The sequence below is a fragment of the Arenibacter amylolyticus genome (genome assembly GCF_002150785.1).
Taxonomy (GTDB): domain Bacteria; phylum Bacteroidota; class Bacteroidia; order Flavobacteriales; family Flavobacteriaceae; genus Arenibacter; species Arenibacter amylolyticus.
In genome coordinates, this window is record NZ_MTAZ01000026.1 from 1 (window position 1) to 21,529 (window position 21,529).

A 21,529-nucleotide genomic window follows, 5' to 3' on the forward strand; every position below is an offset into this window, starting at 1 on the left:
GGGAAGTGTAATCTACACGTCCGCACCGTCCAGGCCGCTTTCACTTAGGTGAAATGCTCTTTGGACGGATTCCTCCACCCGCTGTGAAAAGCACTTGATTTTTAACGAAAATTAAAATAGGCCGAATTCTTTTAATTTTAGCAATTTGACAGAAGTAGTAATAAATATTGTAGCAAAAAGTCATTTTGAACGGTAGTCCCGCACTTCAGTGGGGGAGATACTGCTAATTGATCATTGTTAATTGTAAAACTACTGCCTACTGTTTACTTTTTACTGATTACTGATCACTGAACACTACTCAAACCTTCCTATGTGCCAATACCACGGGTGGCTGCCCATTAAAGGGATTCTGCATTCTACCAATGGTCTTGGCGCCCAATCCTGCTGCTCTTATGACGCTCTTATCGCCAAAACGCTCCCTTATCTTATCCAAAGCGGCATAGAGATTCAGTGCCTCCTCGGTATCATCAAAGAGATTGATCTGATAATTTCCCTGTACTAGGTGGCTGAAACGGATACCAATTAATCGCACCAATAATCTTCGGTTATAGAGCGTATTGAACAGGCCTAGGATCTGAGGGATTAGAATATGGTCCGCACTGGTATATGGAATCTTTAATTGCTTGGAATAGGTGTTAAAATCTGAGTAACGAATCTTTACCGATATACAGGCGGTCAGTTTTTCCCCTCTCCGGAGTTGATAGGCCAGGTTTTCCGTCATGGCAATAAGAATACCGCGGAGCTTTGTTATATCTATGGTGTCTTTATCAAAAGTACGCTCGGTAGAGATGGATTTTCGTTCCGAATAGGGGATCACTGGGGTATTGTCCATGCCGTTGGCCCGTTTCCATATTACCCTTCCATTGGCTCCCAATACCCGCTGCATCACATCCATGGGCATCTCTTGGATGGTCTTTATTTGGCGCAGTCCCAAATTCCGTAGCGTTTGGTAGGTCTTATCGCCCACCATGGGGATCTTTCTAATGGATAAAGGTGCTAAAAATGGCTTTTCATTCCCATAATCTATTTTTAATTGATTGTTGGGCTTGGCCTCACCGGTCGCTATTTTTGAAACGACTTTGTTTATGGACAATCCGAAAGAAATGGGGAGTCCCGTTTCCTTGATGATTTTATGGCGGAGTTCCGAGGAGTATTGGTAAGCGCCAAAAAAACGGTCCATTCCCGTAAGATCGGCATAAAACTCATCGATGCTCGATTTTTCGAACAGGGGGACCTGTTCCTTGATAATCTCGGTTACAATATCCGATTGCTTGCTGTAATTGCCTGCGTTTCCCTTTATAATTACTGCTTCGGGACAGAGTTCCTTGGCCATTTTCATGGGCATTCCGGAATGTACGCCAAAGCCTCGGGTCTCGTAACTACAAGCAGCTACAACACCTCTATCGCTAGTGCCTCCGACTAATATGGGCCTATTATTGAGCCTACTGTCCTGGAGTCGTTCTACAGACACATAAAATGTATCCAAATCTAAATGGAGTATTGTTTTGTTCATAGCATATCAAAAAATAGGTATGCTAAATTATGGAATATTTCCAATAGAATGGATTTTATCCAAGTTTAATTTATCGGTAGTTTTAAGGAGTTGGAGTTATTTTAGCTCGGGAGTGGTTAGTTTTATGGGAGGACCGATGCTGTATCTAGGATGAATCTCAGTCGATTATGAGGAGCTTTGGGAGTACATAGTCCTACTGTGTTTACTGAATACAAGGAATTTAAATCAATAGTTAAGCCATTTTTTAAATTCGGAAACCTTGTTTTTGCTAATAATTATGGTTTTACTGGAGGCGGGATTCAATTTAATCTTCAGTTGATTATTACCATATTTAAATATCTCATAAATCCCCTTTACAGAAATTATATATTGTCTATTGGCCCTAAAGAAGTATAGGGGATCCAGGCCATTCATTAATTCGTCCAAGCTGGAGTTGCTGGAATGTTTCTGGCCGTCCAAACAAGTGATGGTGGTCAAGGAAAACTCGGTGTTGATAAAGGCTATATCATCTACCCGGATGGATATAAGCTTGTCTTTGGAATAGGTGAGTAGGCGATTCTTAATTTTGTTGGTGCCTTCTTCCAGACCATTCTGGCTATCTTTTTCTACATTTTTATTTAATTGATTCTTTAAATCGTACAAATCCGAATTCAACTTAGTAAGGCTCAATACCTCTTCGGCCAATTTTTCATTTTTAATTTCTAGGGCCTTTTCATAATAGCTTCCTAAGAATCGGACCATAACTAGGGCCAATAAGGAAATGGTTGCGCTAGCAAGCAGGTAGATCAGTAAGAGATTTAATTTGAGTTCCTCAAATTGCTCATGGATTCGGGCTACATTGGCATGTGCTGCAATGATCCAATCAGAATTTTTCACGGGGTACAGGAAAATAATCTCAGTGCCTATGGTTTTATTTGCTTCAGCATCTTTTTCACCCCCATGAGAGAAATTAGTAACCAGCTCATAAAATTCAGTCGTATGGATTGCGTTTCCTAAGGGTCTTGCATAGGAAGCTTCCAGTCTATTTTTTACACCTATTTCTTGGGGATCGGGATGACAGATACCCGTCCCGGACCAATCTAACATGGAGATAAATCCCTTTTCTAGATTACTACCTTCAATGCTTTTTTGAAGGTTTTGAATTACCACCTCCCTAGAAAGACCATGGCTTAATTGGTTAGACACCAAGGTAGCAATTTCCTGAGCCTCCCGTTTTCCTGAATCGATCTGAAATTGTAAAACCTGATAATTGCTTTCTTTTTCCATATAAACCATAGCAAAATAACCTATTAGGAACACCACCAAGGATATGGCGAGCAATGTAAAGAGATAGAGGTTGTCTTTTTTCAAAGGAGAGGTTGTCTTTTAAAGTTGATTTTTCCGTTTCAGACTATCTAATTTCCCCTTCACGAGGTTTTATTTGAAATTGGAAATTAGTCAGGTTAATTTGACCTTAATTAACTGAAACACACCACAAATTATGAAAAAATTCTATCTCTATTTTATCATAGCTAGCTTTTTATGTGCCAGTTGTAGCAATAACAGCGACGAAGACCCAGTTCCAATGGAACCAGAGCCCAAGGAAAATAGTGTGAAGTTGGCCACTAATGGGAGCTTCGGAAAAATTTTGACGGATTCTAAAGGTGTTTCCCTATATTTTTTTTCACGAGACACCAAGGACAATTCCGAATGTTTGGATGGATGTTTAAATGTTTGGCCCGTTTTCTATTCAGAAACAATAACGGTGGATGCCGGACTAGAATTATCGGATTTTAAGACCATAGACAGAACGGATGGCTCAAAACAGACTACTTATAAAGGATGGCCGTTATACTATTATTCTGGGGACAGTAATGCTGGGGATACTAATGGCGATGCCTTTAATAATGTTTGGTATATAGCAAAACCAGACTATTCGCTAATGTATGTGCAGTCACAATTGGTGGGCCACGATGGTAAAAATTATTTGGACGATTATACCGAGGGCGATGGGAATTCATTTTATATTACAGATATTTCTGGTAGAACCCTCTATATTTTCATCAATGATACCAAGGACACCAATAATTATACTAATGTGGATTTTTCCAATGACGGGGTGTGGCCTGTTGCCGAAATTGACTTGAATAATCTGCCCAGTATTTTAGAATCTTCAGATTTTGGATCCATCGATGTGTTTGGTAAAACCCAAATTACGTATAGAGGTTGGCCACTTTATTATTTTGGTCAAGACAGTGAACGTGGGGATAATAAAGGCATTAGTTTTCCAGCTCCGGGAATTTGGCCTATTGCCAATTTAAATACTCCGATGGCTCCAGAGGCGCAACCCGAGGAAAACAATATTAAAGTAGCCAATAATGCCACTTTTGGAAGTGTTTTAACCGATGCTAATGGAAAATCCCTGTATTTCTTTTCCTTGGATACCAAAGGTACTTCGGAATGTACGGGAGGATGTTTAAATGTCTGGCCGGTTTTTTATATAGAAGATTTAGTATTGGATGATGGATTGGATGCGGCCGATTTTACGACTATTGATCGATCGGATGGTTCCAAACAAACGGCCTATAAAGGTTGGCCTTTGTACTATTATGCCAGCGATACTGCTTCCGGGGATACCAATGGGGATGCCTTTAATAACGTTTGGTATATAGCAAAACCAGATTATTCCCTAATGTATGGACGATCGCAATTGGTGGGTCATGACGGGAAAAATTACCTGGACGATTACACGGAAGGGGATGGGGCCACTTCCTATATAACAGACAGTAAGGGTAATACGCTTTATATATTTATAAACGACACCAAGGATACCAATAGTTATACCAATCCTGATTTTTCCAATGATGGGGTTTGGCCTATAGCTCAAATTAATATAGAAATGATACCTAGTATTTTGGTTGCTGAAGATTTTGGATCTATAGATGTATATGGAAAAACCCAAGTAACCTATAAAGGTTGGCCGCTATATTATTTTGGTCAAGATAGTGAACGAGGGGACAACAAAGGGGTGAGTTTTCCTGTTCCAGGAGTATGGCCTATTGCCAATGTGGATACACCGGTAGCTCCATAGGTACCATAATATTAAGGCAATTATTTAGGGGGGCTTCCCGTTAAATGAGACATTATCTGTATTGATTTAGCTTAGAGGATCACGAACTAAACATTTTAAAATATCCCAGTTGTTAGTAGGGGACTAAAGGCTAAATACATCTGAAAACTTGGCATCATAAAAAATAAACAGATGAAACATATACTTTTACTAGGCGTTATGGTAATGACTATTTCCATTTTGGTATCTTGTGAATACAATTATGAAGTAGAGACACAGGAGATGGGAAGCAATGAATGCGATATTGTTGTGTCCTATTCAAATGTAATAAGGCCATTAATCGATAATAACTGTATGCCCTGCCACAGTGGGGATGGGAATGAACCCTTCGCACCCGATTTAAGAACCTATAATCAGGTAAACGGTATTGCAGGGTTGATAAAGGAAGTTACCCAAAGCAGGCGTATGCCAAAGGATGGAAGCCTATCCAATGAGGAGATTAACGCCATTAAATGTTGGGTAGACCAAGGTGCCGAAAACAACTAAAGATAGGGAAGATGTTGGGTAAAAAAGCATATTGGATCTTGAGCATTATTTTTATAGGCATTATTGCCATCGCGCTATCGTTTTATATGTATAACAAACCTCATATAAACATCCAAAAAACGGAAGCAGCCTATCGCTTAAGCGCCCAAGAACTAATAGGGGAATTTAAGAATGATGAATTGGAAGCCAACACAAAGTTTTCGGACCAACTGCTAGTGGTAGAGGGACAAATACATGAGATCTCTACCCTAAAGGGAAATAAGGTCCTAGCATTAAAACCTGCCAATTCCGCTTCTAGTGTAATCTGTCATATGTTGCCAGAGGAAAGTGAAAAGGTTTTGCAATTAAAAGAGGGACAAACAATAACGATAAAGGGCGTGTGTACAGGGTATTTATTAGATGTTATAATGGTAAGATGTATGTTAGTCCAATAAAAATATGAGAGGATTTTATTTTATTATTATTTATCTATGGATGTTAAACGGTCTTACCGCCCAGGGTAAATACCTTACCAAGGAAGGTTATGTGTCGTTTTTCTCCCATGCCATTGTGGAGGATATTAAGGCAGATAACAATCAAGTGCTAAGTATCGTGGACACCCAAACAGGGGAGATTGTAGTTCAGCTACTTATGCGCTCCTTTATGTTTGAGAAAGCATTGATGCAAGAACATTTTAACGAAAGCTATGTAGAGTCTTATAAATATCCAAAGGCTACCTTCTCGGGGGTCATCAAGAATATAGATGGCTTGGACGACCTAAATTTGGAAACGGAAATTGTGGGTACGCTAGCCTTGCATGGAAGGGAAAAAGAAATTAGTACCAAGGTAGCTATTCGTAAGAAGGGGGATTTGCTTATTTTAAGTGGGGATTTCTCTGTTGAGGTAGCCGATTTTGACATAAAGATTCCCGCAATTGTTGAAAATAACATCGCCAAAACCATTAAGGTAAGCTTTGATTTGCATCATAAACCATATCCATAAAATTATGAGGAACTTTCTATCAATCATTTTAATTGTAACGGTCGTATTTAACACCTTTTCTCAGGACTTGACTGCCATTTTGGAACAGGAAGCGTTGGACACCACCTTTCTTGTAGCGGGTACCTTTAACGGGACTAGATTGTTGAACGGTCATTCTGTGGAGACAAGAAAAGAAGGAATACTAGAGTTTTTGATCTCGCATCGCTTTGGGAGGGTAAACTCAGGAATTGATCAGTTTTTTGGTTTGGACGATTCCAATATCCGGTTTGGATTGGAGTACGCCTTAAATGACCGACTTACCCTAGCTGTTGGGAGAAGTTCTTTTGAGAAAACCTATGACGCCTATGCAAAGTATCGGTTACTGCAGCAAAAATCGGGCGAAAATCCCTTTCCTATTGGCTTAACTGTTCTGGGTACTGCCACGGCAAAAACCATTAAAGACTATCTGCCAGGTCAAAAGCCATCCTTTAGTGAGCGATTAACCTATACAGGACAACTCCTTTTTGCCCGAAAGTTTAATCAAAACCTATCGGTTCAGTTTGCCCCTACGTTTATACATTTTAATACCGCACCAGAATCCATAGACCCCAACGATATTATATCTCTAGGACTGGGGGCGCGAGTGAAAATTAGTAAACGGGTCTCCGTAAACGGAGAGTATTATTACAATATTAATCCGTTTAAATCCCAAGAGCTTAGAAATTCGATAGCCTTTGGGGTCGATATTGAAACTGGGGGACATATTTTTCAATTGATTTTGACCAATTCCGTCTCCATGATCGAAAAGGGGTTCCTTGCCGAAACGGCAGGGGATTTTCTAAAAGGGGATATCCACTTTGGATTTAATATATCTAGAGCATTTCAAATAAAAAAGAAGAATGAGCCCATTACATCCAAGTATTAGGATGATTAATTGTTTATACGCCCATCTCCTGGGCTAATGGAGAAATTTTGCTATGAAAAAAAAAGCCATCCTGTTACGTATGGCTTTTTTTAATCGTTCAACTTAGGCACAAGATACCGTTACAGAATGTGTGTGTCCATCTCCCGCGGTAGAGGTTACCGAAATGGCATTATTGTTCTTTAGCGCGGCAAAGTTGGCAGCGGTTAAGGTAACTGCATGGTCATGTCCAGAACTTCCCTGAATGGAGTAAACCTTTTGGCTTCCAGCATTGACATCCTCTTTGGAGACGGTTAAACTGTGCCCATGATTGGTGCCAATGGAGGTTCTGGTACCATTTTCCACACAATTCCCACTAGGGTTGGGGTTGGGGTTGGGATCTGGATTTGTTCCATCATCTGAACTGGAACATCCGATGAGCGAGTAGGCGGGTATTGCAATTAGTACCGCTCCTGCTGTTTTGCGAATAAATGTTTTTCTATCCATATTCATAACTTTTCTATACAAGATACTGAAAAAACGCGATAAAACCATGCTAAAACGGCTACAAATAAACTGGTTTTCAGATGTTTCTGTAATTGATATAGTATTGAATGTGGATGAAGTATTACGGGATGGTAAGTCCTACCCGATTACTTCATTTTTCGCATCAACCCTTCTTGGGTGACAGAGGCGATTAGTTTTCCCTTTCTATCAAAAATACTTCCCCTAGAGAACCCTCTGGCGTTACTGGCACTTGGACTATCCATCGTATATAAAAGCCAATCGGAAATATTAAAATCGCGATGGAACCATATGGCATGGTCTATACTTGCATAAAAAGTCTTGTCCGCTCTCAGTTTCTCCCGGTGGGGGAGGGAGGCAGTGGTAAGAATATTGTAGTCGGACATATAGGCCAACAGCTGCTGTTGCATAGGTACGCTAACGCTTATAGGGGCTGCGGTACGCATCCACATATGGTTGTAGGGAGGTCCATTTTTAGTGAGTAGGGCACTGAGTCTTTCTACTGGCTTAAACTCGAAAATTGAAGGGTGCGTAAGTTGGATAAACTTAAAGGTATAGGGGTCCATTTGCTCCATCTCCTCTAGCTGATCCAAACTGTTCAATAGTTTTTTGGGGGTTATTACATTGGGGATGGAAATCTGATGGTCTACACCCTCCTCCTTTACTTGAAAGGAAGCTGCCATATTAAAAATAGCTTTCCCATTTTGTTTGGCTACCACCCGTCTGGTGGCAAAACTACCCCCGTCCCTAAGGTTTTCTACCTCATAGGTTATGGGAATGCTGAGATCACCTCCCAAGATAAAATAGGCATGCATGGAATGAGCCATTTTATTCTCTGGTACCGATTGATAGGCAGCATGTAGGGATTGCCCTAATACTTGTCCGCCAAAAACCCTACCCCAAGGTGCCTGATAATTTTGTCCGACATAGGTAGTGTCATCTATACGCTCTAAGCTAAGTAAGTCTATTAAGTCTTCTATACTGTTCATAATTTAACGGTAACTACGGGTAACGTGTTTAAATTGGAATTAACACTGGTTTAAAAAGGTAATAAATAGCGAATTTTGTATATGATTGTTAATCGTTCATCACATCCCATTAGTCAATTTCAACAAGATTATTTTTGGTGCAAAAATCATACGCCAAGTTAATAAAAATAGTTGATTTTATTGGACATCCCTATGAAGTAGGTATAGCGGTTTAAGGTGCTGGAGCTGACATAAATTAGGGGTGGTTATTCCAGAAGAAGAAATGGATAAGGTTGTTCAGGAGGGCTTTTTTTAGCTGGAATCGACTTTCTTTTAATACATGAGCAGCAGCCCAAAGGCGCCACCAAACAAAACCGGCCTTCCATAATTGGAAGGCTGGTTATTACATCTATTTGTCCTTTTTATTTATACTGGCACAAGTGGACAATTGTACTAGTGATCACAACATGTACCTATAGAGGTGCTACTCGTCTTGGGCACATCGTACTTTGTGAGGACACCTCATTATTCATGGGATAGCGGAATAAATTGTGCCGATAAATCAGGGGTTTCCATATCCTTATCCAACGGGAACATGGGCCGCTTTATACGTTTATGGCCAAGACGCTCCAAATCTTGATCAACACCTCCAGGGGTTAATGCCATAATCCAATCGCCACGCATATTGTAGAGTTCGGGAACTAAATATCCAATCTTTACCACCACAATATCGGTATCCCTTGGATTTAAACCTAGATTGGTAAAGTCTTTTTCATAGTGATAGGGCTTGCGTTTTTTGGTTACTATTACGTGCATGCTGCCTACTTTTACTACCACTTCGGTTTCGGCATGTTTGTCGCCGTGCTCTATCGCAGTAATTTTTCCGTTTAAAAGCACTGGGGGTGCATACCGGTCGTCTATAGCTGCCCCGGCCGTAGCACTAATGGTTCCTCCAACACCTATTTCCATCGCTTTCTCAACAAAATCGGGTCCTGGGATAGAGGCATAAATCAATGAAACACCGTCTTCATTTTTAAATTCGTTTCGCTTTAGCAATTCCGCCAAGGTCCAAGTAACGTCACCGGCACCACCTGCGGTGGGATTATCGCCCATATCACTAATCATAAATGGGCGCTTATCGCTTTGTAGGGCTTTTTCCAAGGCTTCCTCCAAAGTGGTTGTCGGTGCAACAAAATCGAACTCCTTCCTTACATCCCACATGCTTTTTGCCAAGTATTCGGCACTTTCGGCCACCTCATTCTTATCGTCGCCCGTAACCATTACCACGGCATGATTTCTAGGTTCGTCTGCCCAAGCGTATCCCACCCAGATAGCGGCATCCACAACTCCCTCTTTTTTGGTTAAGGGATCTACTTTGGCGTATAAACTCTTTCCTGGTTCTATCCGCGTACTTGTTTTTTCGCCTGGTAGTAGGATGGGTACCGGAATCCAAGCTTTGTATTTAGGTTTTCCTTTTCCACTCTCCAAGCGGTCCAGTAAATTATCTACAGCTCGTTTTTTAGATTCTAAGGCATCTTCATGGGGAGCTAACCTATAACAAGTGATGAGGTCCGAATGGTGGGCTAATCGTTCAGAAACATTTCCATGTAAATCCATGGAAGTGGATATCACCGTTTCGGTTCCTACTACCTCTCTGATGCGCTTAATAAAATCTCCTTCGGGATCATCGACTCCCACTACGCTCATAGCGCCGTGTATATCAAAAAACAAACCGTCATAAGGGAGGTTTTCTTCGAGCATTTCTAAGGTTTTTGTTACCATTTCTTCATACGCTTCCCGGGTAGTAATACCTCCTGGAAGGGAACGGCCCCTTAAGGTAGGGAACCATTCTGCCCTTTCCCGATTTTCCTCGCCTTTGGCAAAAAATGGATACGAATTAAAGATAGTATCGCCAGTTACTGGGTGAAAGGCCTCTATATGAGATTGAGCAGGTGAAAAGGTGCTCGACTCAATAGCAATACCGGCTATAGCAATTCTAGGTAGTTGCTTTTCCTTTTCATTTTTACAGGCGACAAATAATAAAATTAATAAGAGATAATAGTAGTGTTTATTCATTGTTTTGGTTACTTAGGATTAAAATTATTTTTTGATGTAATGATTTTCGGAATCTTGGAACGGAGATCGACTCCTAAACGTATCTGTTTACTATTTGCAGGCCTCTAGTTACTACTTTAACAAGTGAAAACCAAAATTTTGGAAAGGGAAAATTTACTCATTAGGTGAGGGTTTAATGCTCCTGTTCCATTCAGGCGGGCCTGCCCGTTCTGTTAGGGCGGGGGTTAAAATGTTAATTTTATAGGGATATCACTATTTCTTTATCTCAAGAACATCCTTTACAAAGGTATATTGCCATGTTTTCTTTTGGGCCGCGTTACCACCTTATTCTCTAAAACCGCAAAACCCTTAATCAGTTTTCTTCGGGTATCTTTTGGCATGATAACTTCATCTATAAACCCTCTTTCTGCTGCGCTAAAGGGGTTGGCAAACATTTCGGCATATTCTTGTTCTTTTTCCTTTAATTTTTGTTCAGGGTTCTGGGCAGCTTTTATTTCTTTTCTGAAAATAATTTCACTGGCCCCCTTGGCTCCCATTACCGCTATTTCTGCACTGGGCCACGCATAGTTTAAGTCGGCCCCAATATGTTTGGAGTTCATCACATCATAAGCTCCTCCATAGGCTTTTCTGGTAATCACCGTAATTTTGGGGACGGTTGCCTCGCTAAGGGCATACAGCAATTTGGCCCCATTGGTAATAATGCCGTTCCACTCCTGATCGGTACCCGGTAAAAACCCAGGGACATCTACCAATACAAGTAGTGGAATATTAAAACAGTCGCAAAATCGTGTAAATCGGGCTGCTTTTTTGGAACTATCTACATCCAGTACACCAGCCAAGCTCATTGGTTGGTTGGCTACTATTCCGATGCTTCTACCGGCCAAACGGGCAAATCCTACCACTATATTTTCGGCATATATTTTATGAACCTCAAAAAAAGTATCCGTATCTATAATCTCTTGGATAATATGCCGCATATCGTAAGGTTGATGGGCGTTTTCTGGTAGCATGGTTTCTAAGCCCTCTCTAGTTTCCGTTTCTAGGGTATAGGGCTGTTTTTTAGGAAAGTCCTCACAGTTTTGAGGAAGGTAGTCCAACAGTTTTTTAATCTGGGCGATACATTCCAAGTCGTTTCCCGCAGTAAAATGTGTGACTCCAGATTTGGTGGCATGGGTATGGGCGCCTCCCAATTCTTCGGAGGTTACCTCTTCATTAGTAACGGTTTTTACCACATTGGGGCCAGTGACAAACATATAACTGGTATTTTCTACCATAAGGGTAAAATCGGTCATCGCTGGGGAATAGACCGCCCCCCCGGCACAGGGGCCCATTATGGCGGATATTTGTGGAATTACTCCGGAAGCCTGTACGTTCCTATGGAAAATATCTGCATAACCGCCTAAGGAACGTACTCCCTCTTGTATTCTTGCCCCGCCGCTATCGTTTAAACCTATAAGGGGAACGCCTATTTTCATGGCCAAGTCCATTATTTTGCAAATTTTCTCGGCGTGGGTTTCAGAAAGGGAACCCCCAAAAACCGTAAAGTCCTGGGCAAAGACACAGACTTCCCTTCCGTTAATGGTACCAAATCCGGTAACCACCCCATCGCCATAAAACTTTTGCTTCTCCATCCCAAAATCTTTGGTCCTATGGGTTACCAAAGTGCCCATTTCCTCAAAGGAGCCTTCGTCCATTAATAATTGGATTCGCTCTCGGGCCGTTAGTTTGCCTTTGGCATGTTGGGTATCGATTCGTTTTTTGCCGCCCCCCATTTTGGCGAGGGCGAGTTTCTCTTCCACTTTTCTAATTTTCTCCTTCATTAAATTTTGGGCTTTATACGCTGTGTGAATCTTATAAATTAAAGGTTGTTTCTTTTTTGGGACCAGTTAGAGGGCTCCCTTTTGGGAATTTTGAGTACCTCCTGCTGCTCCAGATAAAGTTTAAGTCCGACCGCAGCGGCTATTTTTCGTTCTAACGCATACTGCTCTTGCAATACTTCCTTGGTGAAGTGTTTTTTTACGAAATGGGTATCAAAATTTCCGGAGGTGAATGCGGGGTGCTCAAAGACAAATTTTCCAAAGGGAAGGGTAGTTGCTAAGCCTTTAATTTTATAATTGGCAATGGCATGGAGCATTAGTTGTATGGCCTCTTGCCGATTTTTACCATAAGTGATCAATTTAGATAACATGGGGTCATAATAAATGGGGATGGTCATTCCTTCCTTAAATCCATCATCTAGTCGTATTCCAGGCCCATAAGGGCGTTTGTAGGTCTTCAGAGTGCCTATACTGGGCAGAAAATCGTCCATGGGGTCTTCGGCATACACCCTTAGTTCTAATGCATGCCCAGTAATACTTAGGGCGTCTTGGGTGAGTTCTAATACTTCGTTTCTGGCAATTTTGATTTGTTGCTCCACCAAATCTACCCCTGTAATCATTTCTGTTACCGGATGTTCTACCTGTAGGCGGGTGTTCATTTCCAGAAAATAAAAGTTGTGCTCTGCGTCTAACAGAAATTCAACCGTTCCGGCACCCGCATAGTCACAGGCCTTGGCCACTTTTACAGCAGCGTTGCCCATGGCCTCCCTTTTTTCTGGGCTGAGGACAGCAGAGGGGGCTTCCTCTACTACTTTTTGATGCCTTCTCTGTATACTGCATTCCCGTTCAAAAAGGTGTATTACATTTCCGTGATTATCGGCTAGTACTTGAATTTCTATATGCCTTGGGGAGTCGATGTATTTTTCCAAGAAAACCGCTCCGTTACCAAAAGCGGCTTTGGCTTCGCTGATGGCCCGTTGCATTTGCTCTTTTAAGTCGGATTCTTGCTGTACCACCCTCATTCCTTTGCCACCCCCTCCGGCAGCTGCTTTTATTAAAATAGGGTATCCAATGTCATTGGCAATGGATTTGGCCAAAGCAATATCGGTAATAGCCTTGTCTATGCCCGGTACCATGGGAATAGAGTACTCTTTTACTGTTTCCTTAGCAGCTAACTTATCGCCCATCACCCTTATGGCATGCGGTTTTGGTCCTATAAATATCAGACCGTTATCGTTCAGCAGTTGTACAAAATCGGCATTCTCACTTAAGAATCCATACCCTGGGTGCACAGCATCTGCTTGGGAGTCTTGGGCAGCTTTTAACAGCTTTTCCATGTTTAAGTACGACTCCGAAGAGGGGGAAGGTCCAAGATACACCGCTTCATCGGCAAACTGAACATGGGGCGATTCCCTATCTGCTTCCGAAAATACTGCCACGGTTTTTATTCCCATTTTCTGGACAGTACGCATTATTCTTAGGGCAATTTCTCCTCTGTTGGCTACTAAAATTTTATTCATAGTTGTATCGGTCTAAACTTATTCCAATTCAATTAATAGTTGTCCCTTTTCCACCGCATCGTCAATCTGCACCACTAGCTGTTTAATAACTCCCTGTCCAGGGGAAGTGATAATATTTTCCATTTTCATGGCAGATAAAACCAATAGGGGCGTGCCTTTCGATACTTCCTGCCCTATAGAGGCCATAATGTCTATGATTAGCCCTGGCATGGGAGCCGTTACCTCATTTATTTGTTTCGATTTGGTAGCGAACATCCCCATTTTATCTACCATCTGATCTAAGGGGTCTGCTATGGATAAATGATAAGGGTTACCATTCACTTCCAATGAAATCCTTTTGTTCTGGAAATCTGTTTCTACCACTTTAACCTTATATGATTTTAGATCGGAGAGGATATGGTAGTGGGAGTCGTCCGTAGAAATTATATCCAAGGAGTTTAACGCTTCTTTTGTTAGTTCAAAAGTTTCCCCCTCAACGGTAATTAAGTAGTTGGCCATATAATACTATTTTCTATGGTGGAATATTTTCTGGGAACAGATTTTTACCCTTCCCATTACTAAAGATATATAAAAGAATTAATAAATACTGATCTAGCTGTTTCTTACTTCCAGCTTTAATAGGCTAGAAACGATAAAGTGAAACAATTAATGGGTCAGTTGATTTTGGGTATTTAATTGTAAATCAGTTAGATATTATTAAATGGTGTAGTTGCTATCTAACCCAAACCTATAAAAACAACTAAATCGGACTTTAAAGTCCGATATATGATTTTTATCATGTTATATGCTGAGAAGGCATCTTAATTTTGTCCTAAAATAAAGTTAAAACAAACGGATAAGTACCCCAATAGACATTTAGATTTAGAAGTCAACTTATCGCAACAGCAGTATTGCTAACCATTAAAAATAGAAATGAGATGAAATTAACTTTTAAGATTGCAGTAGTTCTTCTCGCAGCCATAACCTTGAGCTGTGGTGGTAAAGAAGAGAAAAAAAAGGACGGGTTTAGTGTAGATAGGACTAAGGCCAAAACAGAAAAACCAGTAACACCGGAGGCTTCCAAGGTGAAGGCTTCCGAAACCGTAGACCTTACCAATAAAGGGGTAGGTCCCATAACTTCTGTTACCCTGGGGGCAGAAATAGATCAGGGGATGGCCCAAATGGGCAAGGAGGTTTACGATCAAATGTGCTTGGCCTGCCATAGGGTCGGTAAAAAGTTTATAGGTCCGGCCCCAGATGGTATCATGGAAAGACGTACTCCAGAATGGGTTATGAATATGATCTTAAACCCGGAAGGCATGGTAAAAGAAGACCCCTTAGCCAAAGCGCTTTTCATGGAGTTTAACGGATCACCCATGGCTAACCAAGGGCTAACCGAAGAACAAGCCAGGGCGGTGGTAGAGTATTTTAGAACCTTATAAGTAAACTAATCATAACTAAAAACTGGTTGCCATCACGAATAGAGATATGTGTACTTGACAGCCGCATAGCAAGTTAACCTACCAACGGTAGGAGAGCCGAGGTATAACCATCATAAAACAATAAACATCTATATATGAAACCAATTGTCAACTTTAAATTATGGGCTATAACATTTTTAATGCTGGGTCTTGTATCCGCTTGTAAAAATGGGGATAAGGCCTCCACTACGGAATCTTCCAATACTACGGAAACGGGAATAAAGGCAAAACAGGGCCAGGCTTTTATAGAGGATGATGGGTCTACGCCCAACGTGCTAAATATTGCTATAGGCTCATCGGACCATACCACTTTGGTGGCGGCCGTGCAGGCAGCAGAATTGGAAAATGTGTTGGTAAATGCCGGACCCCTCATGGTTTTTGCCCCTACCAATGATGCCTTTGATGCCTTGCCAGAAGGCACGGTAGAAGATCTGTTAAAACCGGAAAACAAGGAGACCTTGGCCAATATTTTAAAATACCACGTTACCCCAGGCAATTACAGCAAGGATTTTTTGAAAAAGTTTAAAAAACTTGGTCAGGCAAACAACCAAGACGTTGCTGTGGAAGTAAAAGGGGACGATGTGTTTGTTGGCGGTGCCAAAATAATAGCCAGTATCCCTGCAGGTAACGGAATTGTACATGTAGTGGATAAGGTACTATTACCTACTAAAGATTAATACTAAACAAGAATAATTAAATATTAAACCATTATGAGAAAATATAAATATCTATTTTTTGGACTGCTGGGAGTGTTTGCACTAATGACCGGCTGTAATAACCAAGGGAAAAGCGGAGCCAAAGGGGCTTTGGGATCCAGTGTCGCAGATAGGGTCTACGTTCCACCTGGGGAGTACGACGATTTCTATGCCTTCTTTTCTGGCGGATATACCGGTAACCTAACAGTTTACGGACTGCCTTCTGGAAGAATGTTCAAGGAAATTCCAGTTTTTTCACAGTTTCCCACCAACGGCTATGGCTATTCGGAAGAAACTAAGCCCATGCTGAACACTTCTTTTGGATTTGTGCCATGGGATGATTCCCACCACCCGGATATTTCCCAAACCAATGGGGAATTAGATGGGCGATGGATATTTATCAACGGTAACAATACCCCGAGGATTGCTAGAATTGACCTTACCACTTTTGAAACGGTAGAAATTATAGAAGTGCCTAACAGTGCAGGGAACCACAGTTCTTCCTTTATTACGGAAAACACAGAATATGTGGTAGCGGGTACAAGATTTTCGGTTCCTGTACCACAGCGAGATATGCCTATAAAGGATTATAAAGGAAACTTTAAAGGAGCTATATCCTTTATTAGTGTAGCCCCCGAAACGGGCCTAATGGATATTAAATTTCAATTGATGATGCCTGGGTTCAATTATGACCTCTCGCATCCCGGTAGAAATAAGTCGCACGGATGGTTCTTCTTTACCACCTATAATACCGAGGAAGCCAATACGTTAATGGAGGTGAATTCCTCTCAGAACGACAAGGATTTCATTGCGGCTGTAAACTGGAAGAAAATTGAAGAATATGTAAACAATGGTGGCGGTACCATGATGCCTGCTGAGTATGCCCATAACGTTTATGATGAACATACCCATACGGCTACTTCTACCATGAAGAAAGAGGTATTAACCGTAGATCCTACCAAAGTGCCTGGTGCGGTTTATTTCTTACCAACCCCAAAATCCCCTCACGGTTGTGATGTAGATCCCTCTGGAGAGTATATAATTGGGAATGGGAAATTGTCTGCAGATTTAACGGTGCATTCCTTCACCAATATGATAGATGCTATAGAGAACGAAAAATTTGATGGAGAGGCTTACGGAATCCCTATTCTAAAATTTGAGGAAGTACTAGGAGGTGTAGTTACCCAAGCCGGACTAGGTCCCTTGCATACCGAATTTGATGGAAAAGGAAATGCCTATACCACCTTCTTTATATCCTCTGAGGTAGTGAAATGGAAGTTGGGCACCTGGGAAGTATTAGACAGACAGCCTTCTTATTACTCTGTAGGCCATGGGATGATTCCTGGTGGAAACTCACAAAAGCCTTTTGGAAAATATTATGTTTCCATGAACAAGATTACCAAGGATAGGTACCTACCCGTTGGACCAGAAATGGAGCACTCTGCACAATTGTACGATATTTCTGGAGATAAGATGGAGTTGTTGTATGATTTCCCAACCCATGGGGAACCGCATTATGCAGCTGGTATCCCTGCAGAGAAATTGATTGCTAATAGCAGAAAAATCTATAAACTTTCTGAAAACAAGCATCCTTATGCAGCCTTAACTGCCAATGATACTAAATTGGTACGGGACGGAAAAGTGGTACATGTGTATATGTCTACCATCCGAAGCCACTTTACACCAGATAATATTGAGGGGATTAAAGTAGGGGATGAGGTGTATTTCCATATCACCAACCAGGAACAGGATTTTGACGTACCTCACGGCTTTGCTATGATAGGTGCTACCAATGCAGAGTTGTTAATTGCACCAGGGCAAACAAAGACCTTATTATGGGAGCCTAAAAAAGTAGGGGTATGGCCCTTCTACTGTACAGATTTCTGTTCTGCACTTCACCAAGAAATGCAAGGATATGTAAGGGTTTCCCCCGCAGATTCTGATTTGGAACTTAGTTGGTCCCTTGGAGATTAACCCCAAATAATAGGATAGATAAAAAGCGGGCGATGTTTACGGACTGCCCGCTTTTTTTAGAAAATCTAGAACGTACACCACCCAAAAAAAGACTAGCCATTATTAATGCAAAATGATATGAAAAAAGCAAGTGTATTTATGATCATCGGGCCACTGTTATTGTTGGGACTCTATGCTTTTCCCTTGTGGAATATTATGCTTGGAGCACCCCAATATCCAGAGCCGATGGGAATGAACATATATATCAATGGAATTAAAGGAGTGGAGGAATTTGACATCCAAAACATAGATGGCTTAAATCACTACATAGGGATGAAGACCATCCCTAAGCCAGAAGAAATGTGGGAGTTTAGTGTTTTTCCAATAGTAGTAGGGGCAATGGTATTCTTTGGGGTAATGATAGGCTTGCTGGGGTTTATGGAAAAAGTAAGCTACCGATGGTTTTTTGGTTGGTTTGTACTGATGGCTGTTTTAGGACTTTTAGGTATGTACGATTTTAATGCTTGGATGACCGATTATGGTACCGACCTCGATCCTCGAGCCATAATGAAACTTACCCATCCAGATGGGACGCCCATGACTTATAAACCACCCTTATTAGGGAATGAAAAAATGTTGAATTTCGATGTTACCTCATTGCCCAGTGCAGGAGGCTATCTAATGTTTCTAGGAATGCTGCTCACTTTGGTGGCAGGATACTTAGGGTATAAAAAAAGTAATAAAAAGTAAACCGATATGACTCTGATAAGGCGATCTCCTATAAAAATAAAAAACATGAACCAGTATTTATTTTCCCTATTCTTACTGCTATTGATTACTTCCTGTAGTATTAAGCCACAACCAATAGTCTATGGTACGGATGGCTGCCATTTTTGTAGGATGACCATTGTAGATAGGCAGCATGCGGCACAAATAGTAACGGATAAAGGGAAGGCATATAAGTTTGATGCTACAGAGTGTATGCTAAATTATCTAATGGATATTAAAAGTAAGGATATCGCTCTTTTCCTAGTAAATGATTATTCCAACCCAGGTGCATTAATCAATGCCACCCAGGCCTATTATTTAATTAGTGAAGGGATACCGAGTCCCATGGGAGCATACTTAACCGCCTTTGGAACACAGGAAGGACAGGAAGAGGCTTGGATAACGCATAAGGGAGATAAGCTTAATTGGGAGCAGCTTAAATTTGTGTTTGGAGATTATAGCAATTCTGCTAGTAATATGGAGCAATAATCAATAGGTACACCTTCGCGTAGAAGGCAGTAGTACTTCAAACAGTTATAACAGCATATATGACATACAAGATTAACAATATAATAAGAGATCAAAAGCATCAGCAATTGCAAGTGCAAAAGCTGGTGAAAACGCCTTCGGTTGAAATATTAGGGGTAAGTTTAGAAAAAGGAGCTATTTTTCCCAAGCACACCTCCCCTACGGAGGCACAATTAATTGTCTTGGAAGGAAAAATCAACTTTCATATCGAGGACAAAAACTATGTATTGGGAAAACATCAACTTTTCAGCTTCCCGAAAGAGATAGTACATTGGGTTTCCGCAGAGGAAAACGCTAAATTCTTGATTGTACGATAATGGGGAAAAAGCAGTTGTTCTTTGTTATTATTATGCTTCTGATAGGCGTCAAAACCTGGGCTTCTACCATAACGGTATGTAAAACGTGTCCTATAAAGACCATTCAGGAGGGAATATCACAGGCGTCCGATTTTGATACCGTTTTAGTCAAAAATGGAACCTATAACGAATTTAATCTCAAAATAAACAAACCGTTGACCCTAATGGGAGAAGGCAATCCCATAATTGATGGAGGGGAGCAAGGGGAGATAATTCAGATAATGGCCAATAACGTTACTATTGACGGGTTCGTTATCAAGAATGTGGGCACTAGCTACACCTCAGACTATGCAGCCATACGAGTTATTGGGAGTGAGGATTTTTTAATCCAAAATGTGAAATTGGAAAAATTGTTTTTTGGCATTTATTTGGAAAAATCTAAAAATGGGATGGTACTCAATAACACCATTCAAGGGGATGCTAAAGATGAGTACAACTCAGGAAATGGAATACAGTTATGGTATTCCCAAAATATTGTGGTTGCCAATAATTCCATTCAGAATGTAAGGGATGGCATCTATTTGGAGTTTTCAGACTTTATAACCATAGAACATAATTATAGCGGTAATAATCTTAGGTACGGACTACATTTTATGTTTTCCAATGACGATGTATATAAAGGGAACACCTTTGAGAACAATGGGGCAGGGGTAGCGGTAATGTTTTCTAAAAGGATAGATATGCACGGCAATACCTTTAAAAAAAATTGGGGTACTGCCTCTTTTGGTTTGCTGTTAAAGGAAATAAACGATGCCGAAATATCTGGAAATACTTTTGAGGAGAATACCGTAGGGATTAGTATAGAGGGCTCTAACCGAATAGTCTATAGGAATAATGATTTTATTAGTAACGGTTGGGCCATAAAAGTACGCGGAGCCTGTTATGCCAATACCATTACCAATAATAATTTCCTTTACAATTCCTTTGACCTGGCCTATAACGGAAATCTACACGATAATGTTTTTGAGAAAAACTATTGGAGCGATTATACGGGGTACGACTTAGATAGGGATGGTTTTGGGGATGTGCCCTATAGGCCAGTGAAATTATTTTCCTATATCGTAAATCGGACTCCAGAGACTATAATTCTCTTAAGGAGCCTGTTTATGGATATCATAGATTTTTCCGAAAAAGTATCCCCGGTATTTACTCCGGATAATTTAGTAGATGCAAAACCATTAATGAAAAGAAATAAATGATACAGGTAGAAAACCTACATAAGAAATTTGGGAAAAATCCGGTCCTGACGGGATTGGACCTTAATATTCACGCAGGCAGCATTTTTGCGGTTCTAGGACCCAATGGGTCTGGAAAAACAACCTTGATTAAAACGGTGCTCGGGATGGTAATTCCGGATAAGGGGATTATTTCCGTGATGGACTCCCCCGTAAAAAATCAATGGAAATATCGTCAACAGATAAATTACTTGCCCCAAATTGCCAATTTCCCGGGCAACCTAAAGGTTTTGGAATTGATTGAGATGATTAAGGACATACGGCAAATGCCCAGTGACGAAGCACAGCTTATAGCCCGATTTGGATTGGAGCCATTCTTAGATAAGAAGCTGAGCAATTTATCGGGGGGTACCAAACAAAAGGTAAATATTGTACTGGCCTTTATGTTTAATTGTCCCTTGATTATCCTGGACGAACCTACCAATGGCTTGGATCCTCTGGCCCTCATAAGATTAAAAGAACTGATCTTTGAGGAAAAGGCAAAAGGGAAAACCTTCCTAATAACTTCCCATATCATGCAATTTGTAGAGGAAGTATCCGATGAGGTGGTCTATCTTTTAGAAGGGAAGATTTACTTTAAAGGGAGTATAAACGACTTAAAGGTGAAAACCAAACAGACTAATTTTGAACATGCCATTGCGGCCATATCAACCTACTAG

21 protein-coding genes are annotated in these 21,529 nt (G+C 40.9%); 13 read left to right on the top strand and 8 right to left on the bottom strand.

All coding sequences use genetic code 11. From position 1 onward, the window contains the following. Positions 1-298 precede the first annotated feature (298 nt). Both dinB and BV214_RS10970 read right to left on the bottom strand, forming a co-directional pair. On the bottom strand, positions 299-1,513 hold the full coding sequence (dinB, locus tag BV214_RS10965) for a DNA polymerase IV (protein ID WP_086477554.1): 1,215 nt from the start codon (positions 1,511-1,513) through the stop codon (positions 299-301). 225 nt (positions 1,514-1,738) lie between these two features. Further along, positions 1,739-2,863, bottom strand: coding sequence for a LytR/AlgR family response regulator transcription factor (locus BV214_RS10970; RefSeq protein ID WP_086477555.1), 1,125 nt, complete (start codon positions 2,861-2,863; stop codon positions 1,739-1,741). A 130-nt stretch (positions 2,864-2,993) separates the two neighbouring features. Between BV214_RS10970 and BV214_RS16910 the strand changes: the two genes are divergently transcribed. The 5 genes from BV214_RS16910 to BV214_RS10995 all read left to right on the top strand — a co-directional run bounded on the left by BV214_RS16910 (position 2,994) and on the right by BV214_RS10995 (position 6,993). Continuing rightward, positions 2,994-4,583, top strand: coding sequence for a hypothetical protein (locus BV214_RS16910; RefSeq protein ID WP_086477556.1), 1,590 nt, complete (start codon positions 2,994-2,996; stop codon positions 4,581-4,583). A gap of 171 nt (positions 4,584-4,754) precedes the next feature. Further along, on the top strand, positions 4,755-5,108 hold the full coding sequence (locus tag BV214_RS10980) for a c-type cytochrome (protein WP_140157751.1): 354 nt from the start codon (positions 4,755-4,757) through the stop codon (positions 5,106-5,108). A gap of 11 nt (positions 5,109-5,119) precedes the next feature. Next, positions 5,120-5,542, top strand: a complete 423-nt coding sequence (locus BV214_RS10985; RefSeq protein WP_176328503.1) for an OB-fold protein — start codon at positions 5,120-5,122, stop codon at positions 5,540-5,542. 4 nt (positions 5,543-5,546) lie between these two features. Beyond that, complete coding sequence (locus tag BV214_RS10990; protein WP_086477559.1) at positions 5,547-6,089, top strand: YceI family protein; 543 nt, start codon at positions 5,547-5,549, stop codon at positions 6,087-6,089. A gap of 4 nt (positions 6,090-6,093) precedes the next feature. Next, positions 6,094-6,993, top strand: coding sequence for a DUF5777 family beta-barrel protein (locus tag BV214_RS10995; protein ID WP_176328504.1), 900 nt, complete (start codon positions 6,094-6,096; stop codon positions 6,991-6,993). A 102-nt stretch (positions 6,994-7,095) separates the two neighbouring features. Here BV214_RS10995 and BV214_RS11000 read toward each other — a convergent pair whose 3' ends face one another. The 6 genes from BV214_RS11000 to BV214_RS11025 form a co-directional block, all read right to left on the bottom strand. Further along, the gene (locus tag BV214_RS11000; protein ID WP_140157752.1) at positions 7,096-7,476 is read right to left on the bottom strand and encodes a hypothetical protein; all 381 of its coding nucleotides are present in this window, start codon (positions 7,474-7,476) and stop codon (positions 7,096-7,098) included. Between the two features lie 146 nt (positions 7,477-7,622). Beyond that, positions 7,623-8,483 (bottom strand): acyl-CoA thioesterase, encoded by an 861-nt coding sequence (locus tag BV214_RS11005; RefSeq protein WP_086477561.1) that lies wholly within the window; start codon positions 8,481-8,483, stop codon positions 7,623-7,625. 504 nt (positions 8,484-8,987) lie between these two features. After that, on the bottom strand, positions 8,988-10,538 hold the full coding sequence (locus tag BV214_RS11010) for a M81 family metallopeptidase (RefSeq protein WP_086477562.1): 1,551 nt from the start codon (positions 10,536-10,538) through the stop codon (positions 8,988-8,990). A 278-nt stretch (positions 10,539-10,816) separates the two neighbouring features. Continuing rightward, positions 10,817-12,358 (bottom strand): acyl-CoA carboxylase subunit beta, encoded by a 1,542-nt coding sequence (locus tag BV214_RS11015; RefSeq protein ID WP_086477563.1) that lies wholly within the window; start codon positions 12,356-12,358, stop codon positions 10,817-10,819. A gap of 38 nt (positions 12,359-12,396) precedes the next feature. Beyond that, positions 12,397-13,875 (bottom strand): acetyl-CoA carboxylase biotin carboxylase subunit, encoded by a 1,479-nt coding sequence (accC, locus tag BV214_RS11020; RefSeq protein WP_086477564.1) that lies wholly within the window; start codon positions 13,873-13,875, stop codon positions 12,397-12,399. A gap of 18 nt (positions 13,876-13,893) precedes the next feature. Continuing rightward, positions 13,894-14,373 (bottom strand): acetyl-CoA carboxylase biotin carboxyl carrier protein subunit, encoded by a 480-nt coding sequence (locus BV214_RS11025; RefSeq protein WP_086477565.1) that lies wholly within the window; start codon positions 14,371-14,373, stop codon positions 13,894-13,896. Positions 14,374-14,792: 419 nt separating this feature from the next. On the opposite strand from BV214_RS11025, the gene BV214_RS11030 reads away from it, so the two are divergent. The 8 genes from BV214_RS11030 to BV214_RS11065 all read left to right on the top strand — a co-directional run bounded on the left by BV214_RS11030 (position 14,793) and on the right by BV214_RS11065 (position 21,529). Further along, the gene (locus tag BV214_RS11030) at positions 14,793-15,296 is read left to right on the top strand and encodes a c-type cytochrome (RefSeq protein ID WP_086477566.1); all 504 of its coding nucleotides are present in this window, start codon (positions 14,793-14,795) and stop codon (positions 15,294-15,296) included. Positions 15,297-15,430: 134 nt separating this feature from the next. Further along, positions 15,431-16,012, top strand: a complete 582-nt coding sequence (locus BV214_RS11035; protein WP_086477567.1) for a fasciclin domain-containing protein — start codon at positions 15,431-15,433, stop codon at positions 16,010-16,012. Between the two features lie 33 nt (positions 16,013-16,045). Next, positions 16,046-18,004, top strand: coding sequence for a Sec-dependent nitrous-oxide reductase (gene nosZ, locus BV214_RS11040; RefSeq protein ID WP_086477568.1), 1,959 nt, complete (start codon positions 16,046-16,048; stop codon positions 18,002-18,004). A 117-nt stretch (positions 18,005-18,121) separates the two neighbouring features. Next, the gene (locus tag BV214_RS11045; protein WP_086477592.1) at positions 18,122-18,733 is read left to right on the top strand and encodes a hypothetical protein; all 612 of its coding nucleotides are present in this window, start codon (positions 18,122-18,124) and stop codon (positions 18,731-18,733) included. A 45-nt stretch (positions 18,734-18,778) separates the two neighbouring features. Next, complete coding sequence (locus BV214_RS11050; protein ID WP_086477569.1) at positions 18,779-19,240, top strand: nitrous oxide reductase accessory protein NosL; 462 nt, start codon at positions 18,779-18,781, stop codon at positions 19,238-19,240. 59 nt (positions 19,241-19,299) lie between these two features. Then, positions 19,300-19,596, top strand: coding sequence for a cupin domain-containing protein (locus BV214_RS11055; RefSeq protein ID WP_086477570.1), 297 nt, complete (start codon positions 19,300-19,302; stop codon positions 19,594-19,596). After that, positions 19,596-20,834 carry a nitrous oxide reductase family maturation protein NosD gene (locus BV214_RS11060; RefSeq protein WP_086477571.1) on the top strand — a complete coding sequence of 413 codons (1,239 nt, stop codon included), beginning with the start codon at positions 19,596-19,598 and terminating at the stop codon, positions 20,832-20,834. Before BV214_RS11055 ends, BV214_RS11060 begins: the two co-directional genes overlap by 1 nt. Further along, positions 20,831-21,529 (top strand): ABC transporter ATP-binding protein, encoded by a 699-nt coding sequence (locus BV214_RS11065; RefSeq protein ID WP_086477572.1) that lies wholly within the window; start codon positions 20,831-20,833, stop codon positions 21,527-21,529. Before BV214_RS11060 ends, BV214_RS11065 begins: the two co-directional genes overlap by 4 nt.